The 19049-nt window shown below is 73.2% G+C and carries 11 protein-coding genes; 7 read left to right on the top strand and 4 right to left on the bottom strand.

Annotated elements, in window-relative coordinates; all coding sequences use genetic code 11:
- Positions 1–38 precede the first annotated feature (38 nt).
- Together ABZ877_RS15955 and ABZ877_RS15950 are read right to left on the bottom strand one after the other, a co-directional pair.
- Positions 39–578 (bottom strand): hypothetical protein, encoded by a 540-nt coding sequence (locus ABZ877_RS15955; RefSeq protein ID WP_361070455.1) that lies wholly within the window; start codon positions 576–578, stop codon positions 39–41.
- Between the two features lie 67 nt (positions 579–645).
- Positions 646–1899, bottom strand: a complete 1254-nt coding sequence (locus ABZ877_RS15950; protein WP_361070452.1) for a nucleotide sugar dehydrogenase — start codon at positions 1897–1899, stop codon at positions 646–648.
- Positions 1900–2133: 234 nt separating this feature from the next.
- Between ABZ877_RS15950 and ABZ877_RS15945 the strand changes: the two genes are divergently transcribed.
- The 7 genes from ABZ877_RS15945 (at position 2134) to ABZ877_RS15915 (ending at position 15651) form a co-directional block, all read left to right on the top strand.
- Entirely contained in the window at positions 2134–3840 is a 1707-nt protein-coding gene (locus ABZ877_RS15945) for a glycerol-3-phosphate dehydrogenase/oxidase (protein ID WP_361070450.1), read from the top strand.
- A 196-nt stretch (positions 3841–4036) separates the two neighbouring features.
- On the top strand, positions 4037–6097 hold the full coding sequence (locus tag ABZ877_RS15940; protein ID WP_361070447.1) for a serine/threonine-protein kinase: 2061 nt from the start codon (positions 4037–4039) through the stop codon (positions 6095–6097).
- A 185-nt stretch (positions 6098–6282) separates the two neighbouring features.
- Complete coding sequence (locus ABZ877_RS15935; RefSeq protein ID WP_361070445.1) at positions 6283–8478, top strand: protein kinase; 2196 nt, start codon at positions 6283–6285, stop codon at positions 8476–8478.
- A gap of 123 nt (positions 8479–8601) precedes the next feature.
- On the top strand, positions 8602–10260 hold the full coding sequence (locus tag ABZ877_RS15930) for a protein kinase (RefSeq protein ID WP_361070513.1): 1659 nt from the start codon (positions 8602–8604) through the stop codon (positions 10258–10260).
- A 93-nt stretch (positions 10261–10353) separates the two neighbouring features.
- Positions 10354–11928 (top strand): serine/threonine-protein kinase, encoded by a 1575-nt coding sequence (locus ABZ877_RS15925; RefSeq protein WP_361070443.1) that lies wholly within the window; start codon positions 10354–10356, stop codon positions 11926–11928.
- Positions 11929–12114: 186 nt separating this feature from the next.
- Entirely contained in the window at positions 12115–13749 is a 1635-nt protein-coding gene (locus tag ABZ877_RS15920; protein WP_361070440.1) for a succinic semialdehyde dehydrogenase, read from the top strand.
- 99 nt (positions 13750–13848) lie between these two features.
- Positions 13849–15651, top strand: a complete 1803-nt coding sequence (locus ABZ877_RS15915) for a GMC family oxidoreductase (RefSeq protein WP_361070437.1) — start codon at positions 13849–13851, stop codon at positions 15649–15651.
- Positions 15652–15721: 70 nt separating this feature from the next.
- Here ABZ877_RS15915 and ABZ877_RS15910 read toward each other — a convergent pair whose 3' ends face one another.
- Together ABZ877_RS15910 and ABZ877_RS15905 are read right to left on the bottom strand one after the other, a co-directional pair.
- Positions 15722–16807, bottom strand: coding sequence for an LPXTG cell wall anchor domain-containing protein (locus ABZ877_RS15910; protein WP_361070434.1), 1086 nt, complete (start codon positions 16805–16807; stop codon positions 15722–15724).
- Positions 16808–16912: 105 nt separating this feature from the next.
- Positions 16913–19015: a glycosyltransferase family 4 protein gene (locus ABZ877_RS15905; RefSeq protein WP_361070431.1), complete on the bottom strand. Its 2103-nt coding sequence runs from the start codon at positions 19013–19015 to the stop codon at positions 16913–16915.
- Positions 19016–19049: the final 34 nt, after the last annotated feature.

Here is a 19049-nt window from a genome sequence, read left to right as displayed (position 1 = left end):
CCGGATCGGCGGGGCCCCACTCGTGTGTGCTGGTCGGCTCAGCCGGCCGCGCGCTTGGTCGCGCCGAACGCGGCGACGCCCGCGATGGCGAAGAAGACGAAGGTGAGGAAGTCCGCGTCGGCCTTCCACGCCTCGTTCAGCAGGTCGAAGTGGTCCATGAACAGCTCGGTCACCGTCACCGGGAGCTGCTTGGCGCCGATGATGGCCTCACCGAGCAGCTGGCCGAAGTAGACGCCGATCAGCGACATGAGCACGGCGGCGAAGGGTGCCGCCGGGTTGCGCCCCGCGACCTTGCCCGTGACGAGGCCGACCAGGAAGCCGACGCCGACGGCCGCGTAACCGATCTCGCGCTCGACACCGCCGATGATGCCGCCGTACGCGCCGGCCGCAGCCAGCATCGTCACGAAACCGGCGAGGATGCCGAGGCCCAGGTTGCCGCGCGCGGGAGCCGGCGGCGCCATCGGGAAGCCCGGCTGCGGAGGGCCCTGCTGCGGGAACGGGGCATACGGCTGTGCCGGTTGGGGCGGCTGGGACTGGGCGTACGGGTTGGTGTCCTGTGGTGGTGGCGGCTGGGTCATGCGGTCCCCCCGAAGAGTGAGCATGGGCACGGGTGTGCCCATGACATGAAGGGCCGCACATTATCAGTCAGAGCCGGTGCGCCGCCCCCGCCGGAGTCGCCCCCCTGGTGTCGAGCAGGAGCTGCGCCTTCACCGCGAGACCTTGCAGGTCATACGTGCGGTGGTGCTGGAGCAGGATCGTCAGGTCGGCGTCGGCGGCGGCCTCGTAGAGCGAATCGGCGCGCGGGACCGGCCGGTTCAGGACATTCCAGGACGGTACGTAGGGGTCGTGGTAGCTGACGGCCGCGCCGAGCTGCATCAGACGGGTGGCGATCTCCTGCGCGGGGGCGCCCTGGCAGTCCGCGAGGTCGGGCTTGTAGGTGATGCCGAGGAGGAGGACGCGGGCGCCGCGCGCGGACTTGCCGTGCTCGTTGAGGAGCGTGGCCGCGCGCTGGACGACGTAGGCGGGCATGTGGTCGTTGACCTGGCGGGCCAGTTCGACCATCCGCAGGGGGCGGGTCGGCAGGTGGCGGGAGGTGAGGTCCTGGGGGAGGGCGTGGCCGCCGACGCCGGGTCCGGGGCGGAACGCCTGGAAGCCGAAGGGCTTGGTCTCGGCGCAGCGGATGACGTCCCAGAGGTCGACGTTGAGGTCGTGGCAGAGCACGGCCATCTCGTTGACCAGGGCGATGTTGACGTGGCGGTAGTTGGTCTCCAGGAGGTGCACCGTCTCGGCCTCGCGGGGGCCGCGGGCGCGGACGACCTTGTCGGTGAGGCGGCTGTAGAAGGTCGCCGCCGATTCGGTGCAGGCGGGGGTGTAGCCGCCGATGACCTTGGGGGTCGCGGAGTAGGGCTGGCTGCGGTTGCCGGGGTCGAGCCGGCCGGGGGCGTGGGCGAGGTGGAAGTCGCGGCCCGCGCGCAGGCGTGAGCCCTCTTCGAGGAGCGGGAGCAGGATCGACTCGGTGGTGCCCGGCGGGACCGGGGACTCGATGATCACGGTGGTGTGCGGGCGCAGGTGGGCGGCGAGGGTGCGGGTCGCCTGGATGACGGGGTCCAGGGACGGGCCGCCGTCGGCGCCGGGCGGGGTCGGGGCGCAGATCACGGCGGTGCGGACGCGGCCCAGTTCGGCGGGGTTGGTGGTGGGGCGGAAGCCGCCGGCGAGCATGCGGCGGACGTCGGCGGCGGTCAGGGCCGCGTCGTCGCCGTCGCCGGGGACGCGGCCCGCGGCGAGGTCCTTCGCGCGGTCCGGGTCGTGGCCGACGGTGGCGATGCGCGCGGCGACGGCGGCCTGCGCGAGCGGCAGGCCGAGGTGGCCGAGGCCGATGACGGCGAGGTCTGCGGGCATGGCGGTTGCCGTCCTTCCCGAGGAGGCGGTTCCGGCCGGTGGCCGGGGCGGGACGAGGGCGCGGGCCCGGTGGTCGGGACGGGCGAGCGCACTGTCACACTAGGAGTAAATATGACCGATATGCGGTATTGCGCCGCAATGGGTTGTGGAGTGTTGCGTGCGAGGAGCCCCGAGACGGGTACACCTGCCGGTGACAGGCCCTGAGCCCGGCGCCGACGACAGCGGGAGGCAGCAGTGAAGGCAGCGACACTGGGACCCGAGCAGCGGGCGCAGGCCCTCGCGACCATGGCCGAGGGCGAGCTGGACATCCTCGTCGTGGGCGGCGGGGTCGTGGGCGCGGGCACGGCCCTGGACGCGGTGACGCGCGGCCTGTCCACCGGGCTCGTCGAGGCGCGGGACTGGGCGTCCGGCACGTCGAGCCGGTCCAGCAAGCTGATCCATGGCGGGCTCAGGTATCTGGAGATGCTGGACTTCGCCCTCGTACGGGAGGCGCTGAAGGAGCGTGGCCTGCTGCTCGAACGGCTCGCGCCGCACCTCGTGAAGCCGGTGCCGTTCCTGTACCCCCTCCAGCACAAGGGGTGGGAACGCGTGTACGCGGGCTCGGGCGTCGCCCTCTACGACGTCATGTCCATGGCGCGCGGGCACGGACGCGGGCTTCCGACGCACCGTCACCTGTCGCGCCGTCACGCGCTGCGCGTCGCGCCCTGCCTGAAGAAGGACGCGCTGGTCGGCGCCCTCCAGTACTACGACGCCCAGATGGACGACGCCCGCTACGTCGCGACGCTCGTGCGCACCGCCGCCCTGTACGGCGCGAAGGTCGCCAACCGGGCGCGCGTCACGGGGTTCCTGCGCGAGGGCGAACGGGTCGTCGGCGCGCGCGTGCGGGACGTCGAGGGCGGCGGCGAGTACGAGATCCGCGCCAAGCAGGTCGTCAACGCGACCGGGGTGTGGACCGACGACACACAGGCCATGGTCGGCGAGCGCGGCCAGTTCCACGTCCGCGCCTCCAAGGGCATCCACCTCGTCGTGCCGAAGGACCGCATCAACTCGACCACCGGGCTCATCCTCCGTACGGAGAAGAGCGTGCTCTTCGTCATCCCGTGGGGCCGCCACTGGATCGTCGGCACGACCGACACCGAGTGGGACCTCGACAAGGCGCACCCGGCGGCGTCCAGCGCCGACATCGACTACCTCCTGGAGCACGTGAACTCCGTGCTCGGCGTGCCCCTCTCCCGCGACGACGTGCAGGGCGTGTACGCGGGCCTGCGCCCCCTGCTCGCCGGCGAGTCCGACGCCACCAGCAAGCTGTCCCGCGAGCACACCGTCGCCCACCCGGTGCCGGGCCTCGTCGTCGTCGCGGGCGGCAAGTACACGACGTACCGGGTCATGGCCAAGGACGCCGTGGACGAGGCGGTGCACGCCCTCGACCAGCGGGTCGCCGAATGCGTCACCGAGGACGTACCGCTGGTCGGCGCCGAGGGGTACCGGGCGCTGTGGAACGCGCGGGCACGGATCGCCGCCCGCACCGGACTGCACGTCGTACGCGTCGAGCATCTCCTCAACCGGTACGGGGCGTTGGCCCAGGAAGTACTCGAACTGATCGCCGCCGACTCCCGCCTCGGAGCGCCCCTGACCGGCGCCGACGACTATCTGCGCGCGGAGGCCGTCTACGCGGCCTCGCACGAGGGGGCCCGCCACCTCGACGACGTCCTCACGCGCCGCACCCGCATCTCCATCGAGACCTTCGACCGCGGCACCCGGTGCGCGCGGGAGGTGGCCGGACTCATGGCGCCGGTGCTCGGCTGGGACGAGGACCAGGTCGAGCGGGAGGTCACGCACTACGAGAAGCGGGTGGAGGCCGAACGCGAGTCCCAGTTGCAGCCCGACGACCTGACGGCCGACGCCGCGCGCCTCGGTGCGCCCGACATCGTCCCCCTGTGACACGCCGGTAGCCCTTGCCCTCGGTGGCCGGCACAGGAAGAGTGGCGTCACACAAGGTCAACGGGCAGGCGAGCTGCCCGGATCCGGACAGAGAAGACGTTCCCGACAACCGTTCGCGGGAGCGACCCTGGGCGTCGGGCGGTCCCCACGTGAGGGACAATGAAGGCTCTGTCAGGGCGGGTTGCAGAGGGGACGCATGTCGGAGGCGGAGCGGGCGGGCGAGACCCGTCAGGACAAGAGCGCTCGTCAGGACGCGTCCGTGAAGGACGCGCCGGACACGGGCGGCGACCGGGACGGGCGGAACCCCGCCGGTCAGGCATCCCCTTCCGGCCAGGAGCCGGCCGGGCGGCTGCTCGCCGGGCGCTACCGCCTGGGCGACGTGCTCGGCCGCGGCGGCATGGGCACCGTGTGGCGGGCCAAGGACGAGACGCTCGGGCGCACCGTCGCCGTGAAGGAGCTGCGCTTCCCGTCGAGCATCGACGAGGAGGAGAAGCGCCGCCTCATCACGCGCACGCTGCGCGAGGCGAAGGCGATCGCCCGGATCCGCAACAGCGGCGCCGTCACCGTCTACGACGTCGTGGACGAGGACGACCGGCCCTGGATCGTCATGGAGCTGGTCGAGGGCAAGTCCCTCGCCGAGGCCGTGCGCGAGGACGGGGTACTGTCGCCGCAGCGCGCCGCCGAGGTCGGCCTCGCCATCCTCGACGTGCTGCGCTCGGCGCACCGCGAGGGCATCCTGCACCGCGACGTAAAGCCGTCCAACGTGCTGATCGCCGAGGACGGCCGGGTCGTGCTCACCGACTTCGGCATCGCCCAGGTCGAGGGCGACCCTTCGATCACCTCCACCGGCATGCTCGTCGGCGCGCCCTCCTACATCTCGCCCGAGCGGGCGCGCGGCCACAAGCCGGGCCCCGCCGCCGACATGTGGTCGCTGGGCGGTCTGCTGTACGCGGCCGTCGAGGGCGTCCCGCCGTACGACAAGGGGTCGGCGATCGCCACGCTGACCGCCGTGATGACCGAGCCGGTCGACCCGCCGGCCAACGCGGGCCCGCTGGAGCCGGTCATCTACGGGCTGCTCGCCAAGGACCCCGCCCAGCGCCTCGACGACGCGGGCGCTCGGGCCTTGCTCAAGAGCGTCATCGACGCGCCCGCGCCCAAGCCGGCCCCGGAGCCGGAGGCGGCCGAGGCCACGAAGGTCGTGCCGCTGCCGCCCGCGCCCTCCTTCGAGAAGCCGCAGGGCAAGTCCGGCGCGGCCGTCGCCGCCAGGGGCGAGGAGGCCGCGGAGAAGCTGCGGGGCGCGCTGAAGTCCGTACGCAAGGCCGCCGCTGCCGCCACGGCCGCGCGGGAGAAGCCCGCCGCGCAGAAGACGGCCGCCACAGCTGTCTCCGGGTCCGCGGGCGTGACGTCCGGCCGGATCCCGGCGCAGTCCGGCGGCGGTGTGCCGCCGCGCGCGCCCGTGCCCAAGGCGTCGATCACCGATGTCGTGCCGCGCCGCACGCTCGTGATCATCGCGGCGGTCGTGGCGCTCGTCGTACTCGGCGTGATCCTGGCGCTCTCGCTCGGCAGGGGCGGCGACGACAAGGCGAGCGGCGCCAAGGGCGGCGGCGACAAGGCCGCCTCCGCCGGGGCCACCGGGTCCGCGGCGGCGGGCGGCGGCAAGGAGACGGACGGCGGCAAGGACGAGGACTCGGGCAAGGGCTCCGGCAAGGACGACGACTCCTCCGGGAAGGGCTCCGGCAAGGACAAGGGCAGCCCCTCCGCCTCGGCTTCCGCGTCCGGCGCGGGCGCCGGGCAGGGCTCCTCGCCGGGCGCCGACGGCACGGACCCCGACGCCAAGACGTACAAGCACTCCCAGGGCTTCTCGATCGATCTGCCCAAGGGTTGGAAGTACGTCTCGACCAGCGCGGCCGGGGCCCGCTTCACCGGCCCCGACGCGCAGAAGCTCCTGGTGGGCTGGACCAGTTCGCCCAAGTCCGACCCGGTGAAGGACTGGAAGAACCAGGAGAACTACATGCGGCGCTCCCAGTACGACCGCATCCGCATCGCGTCGGTCGACTACCGCGGCTGGAACACGGCGGACTGGGAGTTCACGTACGTCGACGGGGGCACCAAGTACCGGTCGGTGGACCGGGGCTTCGTGGTCAGCGGATCGCTGGGGTACGGGCTGATGTACACGGCGAAGGACGCCGACTGGAGCGGCGAGCAGCGCAGGACGGCGTGGAGCACGTTCACGGAGTCGTTCACACCCAAGTCGTGACGGCCCAGGTCATGGGTGTGTGCGCCGGGAAAGCCGACGATTCGCGACTCCGGGCGGCTTCGGCACGTATCGTGAGTGCTTGCGGACCGTGCGCAGTTGTATCAGGACGCGTCGTGCCGCATCGGTTCGTACAAGAGGGCGCATAGCGAACGGAATTGACCGCAGGGCGGATCTGGGGAGGCCTCGTGGACGAGTACGCGGGACGGGTGCTCGCCGACCGTTATCGTCTTCCCGTTCCGTCGCCGGACGCGTACGAGCCGGCGGCGGAGACCCGGGCCTTCGACACCTACAGCGGACAGGAAGTCCTGGTCCGGCAGGTGCCGTTGCCGGAGGTCGTCGAGGCGGAGGTGCTCGACGCGGACGGCCTGCCGGAGGGGTTCAGACCCGGGGCGCCCGCGCGCGGCTCCGCCGAACCCGCCGTGGCCCGGGCCATCGAGGCCGCGCAGGCCGCCGCCCAGATACCCGACCACCCCCGGCTCGAGCAGGTCTTCGACGTCTTCGCCGAGGGCGGCTCGCTCTGGGTCGTCAGCGAGGTCGTCGCGGCGCGGCCGCTCTCCGATGTCCTGGAGGAGGCGCCGCTCAGCCCGTACCGGGCCGCCGAGGTCGCCTCCGACGTGCTGACCGCGCTGCGGGCCCTGCACGCGCACGGCTGGGTGCACCGGAACATCACCGCTCACACCGTCCTCGTCTGCGACGACGGGCGGGTCGTGCTCACCGGCATGGCCGCGGGCGCCGCCGAGGAGGTCCTGTGCGGCTACGACCCGCGGCCCTCCGCGCAGGACGGGCCGGAGGCCGACGGGCCCGGCCTTGAGTTCGGGGCGGCCGTCGAGGTCGCCGAACCCGCGCCCGTCACCCTGCCCGCGCAGTCGGCGCCGCCCTCCGTGGCGCTGTCCGGGGGCGAGCCGGGGCCCGAGGACTACCGCGCGGCGCGGGCCGGGGCGATCGCCGCGTACCGGGCGGGGGCGCGGGCCGCCGCCGGCGGGGAGGAGTGGCACGGCGCGGCACCCCGCCCCGCGCGGTGGGACGAGCTGGTCGCCGGGGCTGAGAAACCCGAGGAGGACACGGGCGCGTTCCCCGCGCCGCGCTCCCCGGGCGACAAGGCCGGGCCGGGGCGGCGCGAGCTGACCGGGGTCGCCGCCGAGCGCGCCCGGCAGGTGCGGATGACCGTCGTCGGGCCCGTCACCGAGCGCTGGGCGCCCGAGCAGGCGTATCCGGTGCAGGAGAGCTGGCAGTTGGCGGCGCCCGTCGGGCCCGCCACCGATCTGTGGGCGCTGGGAGCGCTTCTCTTCCGGGCCGTGCAGGGGCACGCCCCGTACCCCGAGGAGTCCACGCCCGACCTCGTGCAGATGGTGTGCGCGGAGCCGCCCGCGTTCGCCGAGGAGTGCGGGCCGCTGCGGCCCGTCGTGGAGTCGCTGCTGCGTCAGGACCCCACCGAGCGGCTCGACTTCGAGGAGCTGCGGGGCTGGCTGCGCTCCCTGGTGCGGTCCGCGCCCGAGCCGGACGCGGGCCTGTACGTCGTGCCGACGCCGCCGTTCGACGCCACCCGACTGCCCGTCAAGCGCCGTCGCGGTGAACTGGTCCGCAGGCACGGGCGGCACAAGCGCGGCCGCGTCGAGCGGGCCCCGAGACCGCCGAAGCCCGAGCGCCTGCCCAGGGCGGGGCGCGCGCCCCGCGAGCGGCGGGAGCGGCAGCCCAGGTCGCTCGGGCGGTGGCTGCTCGTCCTGGTGCTCGTCGCGCTCGTCGGCGCGGTGGCGTACGCCGTGGCGTTCATGCCGAAGAACGACGAGGGCGCCGGGACGCGGGAGAACGCCAACTCGATCGGCGGCGCCCCGCAGCGCTCCCAGGAGCCGTCCGCGCCCGCCTCCACCGCGGCCCCCGACCGGCAGGACAGCTCCGAGCCCTCCAGCACCCAGCCGCAGTCCGACGTCGCCGCCGGGTTCGCGCTGCGCAAGGACCCCGAGGGGTTCGAGGTCGCCGTCGCCAAGGGCTGGCAGCGGCAGCCGAAGAACGGGCGGGGGCAGGTCGTGTACGCGCAGGGCAAGTTCGAGCTGCTCGTTGTCCCCGGCCGGGACACCACCGCCGCGTACGGCGGCGACCCGATGAAGTACCAGCGCGAGGACGAGCGCGAGTTGCAGCCCTTCCGCGACTCCACGTGGGCGACGTCCAGCGGCATGAAGACCGTCGAGGTCGGCGGACGGGCCATGGCCGAGGGCCAGTTCACATGGCAGGGCCCCGACGGGCGTGAGGTCTTCGTACGGAATCTGGCCATGATCGTCGGCGGCAGATACCACGTCCTCCAGGTGCGCGGACCAGAGGCCGAGCGCGACGAGGTGACGCGGTTGTACGACCAGGCGTCGGCTACTTACCAGTACCGCGGCTGAACCGGGAGGTACCGGACGCGAACCGCGTCACAGTGCTGTCTCCATGGCACCCCGCCTGTTCCTTGAGAGGCGCCCGCTCCCTAGTGTGGGCACGTCAAGACCATGGGTGGGAACGTGAATCAGATGCAGGGCCGGCTCCTCGCGGGCCGCTACCGGCTCGGCGAGTCCATAGGGCGCGGCGGCATGGGCCGGGTATGGAGCGCCCACGACGAAGTGCTCCACCGCACCGTCGCCGTCAAGGAGCTGACGGCCGCTCAGTGGGTGGCCGAGGCCGACCGCGCGGTCCTGCTCGCGCGGACGCAGACGGAGGCGCGGGCCGCCGCGCGCATCAACCACCCCGCCGTCGTGACCGTGCACGACGTGCTCGAACACGACGACCGGCCGTGGATCGTCATGGAGCTGGTCGAGGGGCACTCGCTCGCCGACGCCGTCAAGGAGCACGGCCGCATCGCGCCCGCCGAGGCCGCCCGGATCGGCCTGTGGACGCTGCGGGCCCTGCGCGCCGCGCACGGGGCCGGGGTCCTGCACCGCGACGTGAAGCCGGGCAACGTGCTGCTCGCCAAGGACGGCCGGGTCAAGCTCACCGACTTCGGCATCGCGCAGGTCGAGGGCGACTCGACCATCACCAGGACCGGCGAGATCGTCGGCTCCGTCGACTACCTGGCCCCGGAGCGGGTCAGCGGCTCCGAGCCCGGCCCCGCCTCCGACCTGTGGGGGCTCGGCGCCACCCTCTACACCGCCGTCGAGGGCATGTCGCCGTTCCGGCGCACGTCGCCGATCAGCACGATGCAGGCCGTCATCGAGGACGAGCCCAAGGTCCCCGGGCACGCGGGGGCGATGGGGCCGGTCATCAGCGCGCTGCTGCGCAAGGACCCGGCCGCGCGGCCCACCGCCGACGAGGCCGAGGTGATGCTCGCCGAGGCGGCGGAGGGGCGGTCCGCCAGTGCGGCACAGGCATATGTGCCGACACGTGTGCACACCCAGACCCACCTACCGGCCCAGACCCAGCCACAGGCTCCGGCGCCGGACCCGCATGCGTATCCACAACCGCACCCGCACACCGTCCCGGCCATGGCGGCGACCGCGCCGCGGCGGCGCTGGCCGCGGATGCTTGCCGTCTGGGCCGCGGCCCTGGTCATCGGGGGCGGCGGCGCGCTCCTCGGGTCCAAGTACTACGGGGACCGGAGCGACGGCGGCGGCACCGCGTCGAGCCAGGGCACGAGCGGCGGCACCCAGGGCGAGCAGGGCGACAACGGCGACAACGGCGACAAGGACGAGAGCGGCAAGAACGGCGACAAGGGCGAGCAGGAGACCGGGGCCGGGGCGATCCCTAAGGACTGGGTGAAGGTCAGGGACGTCGAGGGCTTCAGCCTCATGCTGCCGCCGGGCTGGAAGCGGCAGGCCAACGGCACCCAGATCGACTACACCCCCGACGACGGCCGGCAGTTCCTGCGCATCGCCATCGACAGGAACTCGCAGTGGCGGGACTCCTACCAGCACCAGCTGGACCTGGAGAAGACCGTGAGCAGGAACCTGCCCAATTACTGGCGGATCGCGCTCGACTCCAACCACTTCCGCGACCGCGAGGGCGCGCTGTGGGACTTCACGTGGACGGCCGGGAACAAGGACGCCACGACCGGTCCGAGACGCGCCATCGAGGAGACCTACCGCGAGGCCGACGGCACCGAGTACGCCCTCTACCTCTCCGCGCCGGCGAACCAGTGGCCCGCCGCGCGGGAGCGGTTCGACGCCATTCTGCGCGGGTGGGAACCGCCTCAGTAGCCCCGTCCGCACGTCGGTGACGACCCCTTTCGGAAACGTTGCTGACCGGAACCGGACAGTCCTTGCGCGCATGTGTGCGGCATGATGGGGCGCATGGGGACCGAGGGGGCCAACGTCCGCGTGATCGGCGGTCGTTACCGGCTGGAGGCCGAGATCGGCCGCGGCGGCATGGGGGTCATCTGGCGGTCCACCGACACGTTGCTCGCGCGACAGGTCGCCGTCAAGGAGCTCGGCCTGGACGAGTCGCTGTCGGAGGGGGAGGCGCGGCTCCAGCGGGAGCAGATGCTGCGCGAGGCGCGGGCCGTCGCCCAGTTGCGCCACCCGAACATCATCGTCGTGCACGACGTGGTCCTGGACGACGGACGCCCGTACATGGTCATGGAGCTGGTCGAAGGGCCCTCGCTCGCCGAACGGCTCGCGCAGGACGGGCCCGTCGACGCCCTGCACGCGGCGCGGATCGGGCTCGCGCTGCTCGGCGCGTTGCGCGTCGCCCACGCGGGCGGGGTCCAGCACCGCGACCTCAAGCCCGCCAACGTCCTCCTGGAGAGCGACACCGGCCGGATCGTGCTCACCGACTTCGGGATCGCGCGGGTCGCCGGAGCCACCACCCTGACCGAGTCCGGCGGCTTCGTCGGCTCGCCGGAGTACACCGCGCCCGAGCGGATGCAGGGCGGCCGCACGGGCCCCGCCGCCGATCTGTGGTCGCTCGGCGCGCTGCTGTGCGCCGCGCTCTCCGGCGAGTCCCCGTTCCGCCGCGACTCCCTGGGCGGCATCCTGCACGCGGTCCTGTACGAGGAGGCGCTGCCGCCCGCCGAGGCCGCGCCGCTGCTCCCGGTGGTCCGGGGCCTGCTGGAGCGGGAGCCCGAGCGGCGCCTCGACGTGGACGAGGCCGAGCGGCTGCTGCGCGCCTACGTCGCCACGGGCGCGACCCCGCAGGCGGCGCAGGCCCGGCTGCCGTTCCTGCCGCCGCCGCTGGACACGGTCGTGGTGCGGCGGCGCAGGATCCCGACGCGGGTGGTGCTCGTGGCCGCCGCCGTCGTCGCGGCGGTCACCGGGGCCGGGATCTCCGCCGCCGTGCTCCTCGCCCGGCAGGACGGCGACGGGCAGCCGCCCACGTCGACGGCGGGCCCCACGCGGACGGAGACGACGACGCAGGCGCCCACCCCGACCGTGACCGTCACCCGGGCGCCGACCCGCACCGGGCAGCCGCCGGTCACCGCGCCGCCCGGCTACCGGGGCGTACGCGACGCGAAGGGGTTCGCGCTCGCCGTGCCGAAAGGGTTCTCCCGGTCGGTCGACGGGCCGTGGGTGTACTACTTGTCGGCGGACCGGACCTTCCGGATCGGCGTCCGGGTCTCCGCGCCGCAGAACGGCGGGCCCGCCGCGACGCAGCAGCGGGCGGCCGCCGCCGGGCCGCGCACCAACCCCGGCTACCGGGACGGGAAGATCACCGACACCTCGCACGACGCGCACGACGCGGCGCTGTGGGAGTTCACCTGGGACGACCCGACCTCCGGGGGCCAGGCGCGCCGCGTCATGGACCTGTGCTGGGAGGAGGGCGGGCGCCGCTACGACATCCGGGTCTCGGCGCCGGTCGGCAGGGCCGACGAGGCGCGGGGCTACTTCGACGCCGCCGTCGACACGTTCGCCCCTCCCGCGGGTCAGTGACGTCCGGCCGACGGCGTGCTCGCCGGTTAGGGGATCGCCGAAAATTGACCGGTCGTGGGAAGCACCCCTGTAAAGCCCCTGATCAGCGGCTTTGATGCCAGCGAACACTGGCGCAGTGTAGGTGTCCGGTGAAAGCTCGTTACTGATGGGTACCGAAAGCGTCTCCTTCGGCATACCCTCCCCACCATGACGGAGTCGCAGGCCACCCCCGAGCCCGTACAGAACACCGCGAAGACCGGGACCAACCCGACGGCCGCCGCCCCCGCGGGCGCGCGCACCACCGCCGACGTGGTCACGCCCGAGCTGGTCGCCCAGCTCACCCGGGGCGTGGTCGGCTCGGGACGGACGGCGAACCACACGCCGTTCACCGGTGAGAAGCTGGCCGACCTGCCGGAGTCGACGCCCGAGGACGTGGCGACCGCCTTCGAGCGGGCCCGCGCCGCGCAGGAGGTGTGGGCGAGGACGCCGGTGCGGCAGCGCGCCGCCGTGCTCCTCCGCTTCCACGACCTGGTCCTCGCGCGCCAGGCCGAGGTGCTCGACCTGATCCAGCTGGAGACCGGCAAGGCCCGTCTGCACGCCCACGAGGAGGTGCAGGCCGTCGCCGTCGCGGCCCGCCACTACGGGCGGAAGGCCCCGGCGTACCTCAAGCCCAAGCGCCACACGGGCGCCGTCCCCACGCTCACCAAGGTGACCGAGCTGCGCCAGCCGCGCGGCGTCGTCGGCCAGATAGCCCCCTGGAACTACCCGCTCGAACTCTCCGTCGGCGACGCGCTGCCCGCCTTCGTCGCGGGCAACGCCGTGGTCATGAAGCCCGACACGGAGACCTGCCTGACCGCCCTGTGGGCCCGCGACCTGCTCATCGAGGCCGGGCTGCCCGCCGAGGTGTTCCAGGTCGTCATCGGTGAAGGCCCGGTCGTCGGCCCCGAGTTGGTGAAGCACGCCGACTACGTCTCCTTCACCGGGTCCACCCGCACGGGCCGCGAGGTCGCCCAGGGCGCGGCGGCCCGGCTCGTCGGCGTCTCGCTCGAACTCGGCGGCAAGAACGCCATGCTGGTCCTCCACGACGCCGACGTGGAGAAGGCCGCGGCGGGCGCCGTGCGCGCCTGCTTCTCCTCCGCGGGCCAGCTCTGCATCTCCATCGAGCGGCTGTACGTCCACGACTCGATCGCCGACGCCTTCCTGGAGCGGTTCGCGACCCGGACGAAGGCGATGCGGCTCGGCAAGTCGCTCGCGTACGGCGCCGACATGGGGTCGCTCGTCGGCGAACGCCAGTTGGCGACCGTCAAGGCCCACGTCGAGGAGGCCGTCGCCAAGGGCGCGCGGCTCCTCGCGGGCGGTGTCGCACGCCCCGACATCGGCCCGTACTTCTTCGAGCCGACCATCCTCGACGGGGTGGAGGCGCCGATGGCCGTCTGCACCGAGGAGACCTTCGGCCCGGTCGTCTCCGTCTACCGCTTCACCGACGAGGACGAGGCCATTGCCCTCGCCAACGCCACCCCGTACGGCCTCAACTCCTCGGTGTGGACGAAGGACGGCAAGCGCGGCCACGAGGTCGCGGCCCGCCTGCGCAGCGGCACCGTGAACATCAACGAGGGGTACGCGCCCGCGTACGGCAGCGTCCAGTCGCCCATGGGCGGCATGAAGGACTCCGGGCTCGGCCGCCGCCACGGCTCCGAGGGCCTGCTGAAGTACACCGAGGCGCAGACGGTCGCGCACCAGCGCGTGATGCCGATGGCGCCGTCGTTCGGCATGGACGACGAGAGCTACGCGAAGTTCATGACCCGCAGCCTGAGCGTCATGAAGCAACTCCGCCTGCGCTAGCGCCCCGCCAGGGGCGCGGGACTGTATCGATATGTGGCTCCGCCACGTGAGCGCGACCAGCCACACTCAACCGGCACTCGCACGCAAGGAGATCTGGCAATGACGCTGGGCGAAACCGACGACGCGGCGTACGACTACGACGTGCTGGTCATAGGCTCGGGCTTCGGCGGAGCCGTGTCCGCCCTGCGCCTCACCGAGAAGGGCTACCGCGTCGGCGTCCTGGAGGCGGGCCGCCGCTTCACCCCCGGCACGCTCCCGAAGACCTCCTGGGACGTGAAGAACTACCTGTGGGCGCCGAAGCTCGGCATGTACGGCATCCAGCGCATCCACCTGCTCGGCAATGTGATGGTGCTGGCCGGCGCGGGCGTCGGCGGCGGCTCCCTCAACTACGCCAACACCCTCTACGTACCGCCGAAGCCGTTCTTCGAGGACCCCCAGTGGAAGGACATCACGGACTGGGAGGAGGAGCTGAAGCCGTACTACGACCAGGCGCGGCGGATGCTCGGCGTACGGCTCAACCCGACGATGACCCCGGCCGACGTGCACCTCAAGGCGGCGGCCCAGTCCATGGGCATCGGTGACACCTTCCACATGGCGCCGGTCGGCGTCTTCTTCGGCGACGGCGAGGACGCGGACGGCAGCGTCAGGGCGCGCCCCGGCCAGCAGGTCCCGGACCCGTACTTCGGCGGAGCCGGACCCGCGCGCAAGGCGTGCCAGGAGTGCGGTGAGTGCATGACGGGCTGCCGCCACGGCGCGAAGAACACCCTCAACGAGAACTACCTGTACCTGGCCGAGAAGGCGGGCGCGGTCGTCCACCCGATGACGACGGTCGTCTCCGTGACCGACGACTCGCAGGGCGGCTACGCGGTCGCGACGCTGCCCACCGACGACCGGAAGAAGGCGGCGGGCCGCGTCTTCAAGGCCCGCAAGGTGGTCGTCGCGGCGGGCACGTACGGCACCCAGACGCTTCTGCACCGCATGAAGGCGAGCGGCCAGCTGCCGCACATATCGAAGCGGCTGGGCGAGCTGACCCGGACCAACTCCGAGGCGCTCGTCGGCGCGCAGACCACCGACCGGCGCTACCGGCAACGGCACGGCACGGGCGCCGACTTCACCCGGGGCGTCGCGATCACCTCGTCCATCCACCCGGACGAGAACACGCACATCGAGCCGGTCCGCTACGGCAAGGGCTCGAACGCGATGGGCAGCCTCTCCATCCTCCAGGTGCCGTACGCGGAGAAGTCGTCGCGGGTCGCGGGCTGGCTGGTCAACGCGGTGAAGCACCCGACGCTGATGGCGCGTTCCCTGTCCAATCGCCGCTGGTCGGAGCGGACCATCATCGGCCTCGTCATGCAGTCGCTGGACAACTCGCTGACGACGTACCTGAAGCCGGACGGCGTCGGCAAGGGGCTGCTCACCGCGGACCAGGGGCACGGCGCCCCGAACCCGAAGCAGATCAAGGCGGCGTCCGAGGGCGCGTCCGCGATCGCCGCCGAGATCAACGGCTTCCCCGGGTCGAACGTCGGCGAGCTGATGGGCACCCCGCTGACCGCGCACTTCCTCGGCGGCTGCCCCATCGGCGACAGCGCGGAGAGCGGCGTCATCGACCCGTACCACCGGCTCTACGGCCACCCGGGGATCTCCGTCGTGGACGGCTCGGCGGTCTCCGCGAACCTCGGCGTGAACCCGTCCCTGACGATCACGGCGCAGGCCGAGCGCGCGATGTCGTACTGGCCGAACAAGGGCGAGGAGGACCCGCGCCCGCGCGTGGGGGCGGCCTACAGGCGGCTCGCGCCCGTCGAGCCGAAGAATCCGGCGGTCCCGCCGGAGGCGTTCGGCGCGCTGAGGCTGCCGTTCCTGGGGATGCCGTCGGTGCCGCCCAAGGAGCGCGAGGAGCGGTAGCGGGCAGGGGAGACGCGAAGGACCCGCACCCCCCTCCGAGTGCGGGTCCTCCTGGTCGCGTGCGAAGCGCTTACGCCTCGTCGCCTACCTTGCGGCGACGCACGGCGTAGACGACCCCGGCCCCGGCGAGGACGGCGAAGCCGCCGGCGGTGCCGAGGGCCGGCAGCGCCGAGCTCGAACCCGTCGCGGCCAGCTCACCCGTGTACGGGGTGCTGCTGGCCTGCGGGGCGGGGGTGTGGGACGGGGTGGGCGTGCTGGTCGCGACCGGCTTCGGCGAGGTGACGGCCGCCGGGACGGGGCGGGGCTTCTTCGGCGCGGCGACGATCTCGAACCGGTACTCCTGGTCCTCGGGGACGCTGTCGCCGCAGACGCCGTCCGCGTTGACGCTGGTGGCGAAGGCCACCGAGCCGCCGATCCCGGTCGGGGCGCCCCGGTCGACGCTGAGCCGCAGCGGCAGGTCGGCGTGGTCGCCGGGGGCGATGCGGCCGAGGTCGGTGAACGGATCGAGGTTGTCCTCGCCGATGGCGGTGTCGACGTCGTGCCAGCCGTCCATGTCGGAGTACTGCACGCGTACGTACTTCGTGATCTCGGTGGTGTCCTCGTCGTAGGCGTACGCGAAGGCGTAGAGCTGCACGAACGTCGCCTCGAACTCCTCGGACGTCTTGTTGGAGACGCGGAACGTGAAGTCGTGCCAGCCGGAGCCCGCGACGACCTTCGAGGGCAGGCCGCGCAGCTCCGCGAGGGTGCCGGGGCTGTCCTCGACCGCGGTGCAGTCGTCCCGGCCGGGCTCCTCGTCGGCGCCGGGCTTCGGGTCGCCGGTCTTCTCCGGGTCGTCCGGGACCGGCGCGGGCGGGGTCTTGGGGCCGCCGTCCGGGTCGGCCGGGGCCGGCTTGCCGTTCGTGTTCGCGTTCGGGTCGGCGGGCGGGGCGGTGTCCGGGTCCTTCCCCGTGGCGGCGGCCGGGTCCTTGTCCGCGCCCGGCGCCGTCGTCCCCGGGTCCGTCCCCTGGGCGGCGGCGGCCGGGTCCGGCGTGCCGGTCGCGGTCGTGGCCGCAGGCTGCGGCGCCTCCTCCGCGAAGGCGGCCGGGGCGGAGAGCAGCGCGAGGGGCGCCACGGCGGCCGTGGCGGCCGCCGTCACCAGTGCGCGGCGAAGCTTCATTCCTACCTCGATCGATATGCAGAGGGACGTTCGGTTCCGCATAAATGACCTGTGACGGCAGGCGATGGTTGTCCCCGCACTCACCCGATCTTCATGTGACCTGGATCACCGCTCCACCTCGCGGGCGCAGACGGCGAAGTCGCTCGCCATCGTGACGTACACCTTCACGCCGTGGCCGCCGCCCTCGGGGAACAGGTCGGTCTTGTTGCGGTCGACGATGTCGCCGCCGAGCCGCCCGACCGGCACCGGGGCCGGTTCGCCGGTGGCCCGGTGCAGGCGCAGGTCCCAGTAGTCGCGCTCGGCCCGGCGCCGCCCGGCCGCGTCCGCGTAGGGCAGCGTGAACGTGAAGCCGCCGCCGGTCCCCGGCGTCACCGGTACGGAGAAGTCCTGGCCGTCACCGGCGCGCGAGACGGCCACCACGCGCGCCCCGTCGAGACCGGCGCCGTCACCGAGGAGCACGGCGCGGAACGTGGCGCTCTCCTCACCGATCTCGACGCGCTCCACCTCGGCGTGCGCGGCACGGTGCCAGGTGCGCAGCGCCAGGAAGCCGTCGACGGTGGGGTACGGCTGCCAGGCCGAGACCCCGTCGGGACCGGTGTGCGGGGCCGCGCCCACGCGGGCGGCGCGCTCGGCGAGGCCGCAGATCAGGCGCTGCCGCTTGTTGGTGCCGCGGCGTGCGACGTAGCAGTCCCAGCGGCCCGTGGCGAGGACGTGCTCGGCGGGGGAGAGGGTGACGGCACGTCCGTCGGGGCCCTGTGCGGCGGCGTCGGGCAGGGGCACCCGGATCTCGCGGCCCTTGGGGTCCTTGCGCAGCCGGGCCACGAAGTCGAGCGGGCCCGAGGGCAGCGTCGCCGTCTCGAACCGCACGGTGAAGCCGCCGTCGGCGGTGGAGCGGACGTAGGCGAGCGGCTTGTCCGGCGCGGGAGCGGGCGCGGCGGCCACGGCCGGGGCCGGGGCCTGCACGAGCGCGGCGGCTTTGGGGCGCCGGAACAGCCGGGGGCGGCGGCGCGCGTCGAGGCGCTCGACCCGCGGCGGTTCGGGCGTGCGGCGGGCGGTGAGCACGCGGAACAGCTCCTCGTAGCGGCGGGCGACGACGTCGGGCTCGAAGTCCGCGGCGCGGATGCGGGCCGCCTCGCCCATCGCGTCGCGCAGCGCGGCGTCGGACATGAGCCGGTCGAGCGCGTCGGCGTACCGCTGGATGCCCGCCTCGCCGTCCTCCTTCGGGACGAGCAGACCGTTCTTGCCGTGCTCGATGATCTCGGCGGGGCCGTGCGGGCAGTCGGTGGCGACGACCGGGACGCCGCAGTGCATGGCCTCGACGATGGTCATGCCGAACGACTCCATGTCGGAGGAGACGGCGGCGATGGCGCCCTTGGCCCACTCGGTCTCTATCGGTGAGGCCGAGCCCATGAGGTAGATCCGCTCGTACAGGCCGAGGGCGTCGATCTGTTCCCGCAGCTCGTCCCTCTTGGGCCCGCGCCCGTACAGCCGCAGCGTCCAGTCGGGGTGGGCGTCCGCGACCTTGGCGAAGGCGTCGACGAGCCGGTCGTAGCGCTTGACGGTGATGAGCCGTCCCGCCGCCACGATCACCTTGGAGTCCCGCGTCGAGGGCTGCACCCGCCCTGCGGGCACCCCGTTGGGCACGCAGGTGATCAGGGTGCGGACCTGGGGGAGCGCGGCGCGGTAGGCCGCGGCGTCCGCCTCGGAGACGGTGACGTAGGCGTCGAGCTGCCCGATTGCCACGTTCTGGTCGCGGAGCACCTGGTCGGCGTGGCCGGCGAGGGAGAGGTGCTCCTGGCCGACGCGGAGGTAGCGGTCGGTGCCGTAGCGGGCCAGGTAGCCGTTGAGGATCGGGCGCGTGGCGATGACGACGTCCGCGTCCGTGCCGGCGAGGTAGCGGGAGAGGCGCTCGTCGTGCAGCGCGGTGTAGCGCTGGCGGCCGGAGACGGTGCTGCCCTCGTTGTACATCGTGTTGGGCCGCTCGGTCAGCGGGTGGTCGCCCGCGTAGTCCGGGCTGTCCTCGCGAAGATCGATCAGGGTGGTCATGCGGACGCGCGGGTCGAAGGGCAGCCCCGTACGGTCGGCCGTGCGGTGCACGCTCACGACCTCGACCTCGTGGCGCGCGGCCAGGGCGCCCGACATGTTCGCGGTGGCACGGATGGTCCCGCCGATGCCGTACGCGTTGTTGATGAGAAAAGCGATCTTCATGTGTTCCTCTCCCCCCACGGAGGCGAGCCCCCAT

This window comes from Streptomyces sp. NPDC046939, assembly GCF_040644575.1.
Classification (GTDB): Bacteria; Actinomycetota; Actinomycetes; order Streptomycetales; family Streptomycetaceae; genus Streptomyces.
The sequence above is the reverse complement of the archived record's forward strand: the minus strand, read 5'-3'. Positions and strand labels throughout refer to the sequence as shown.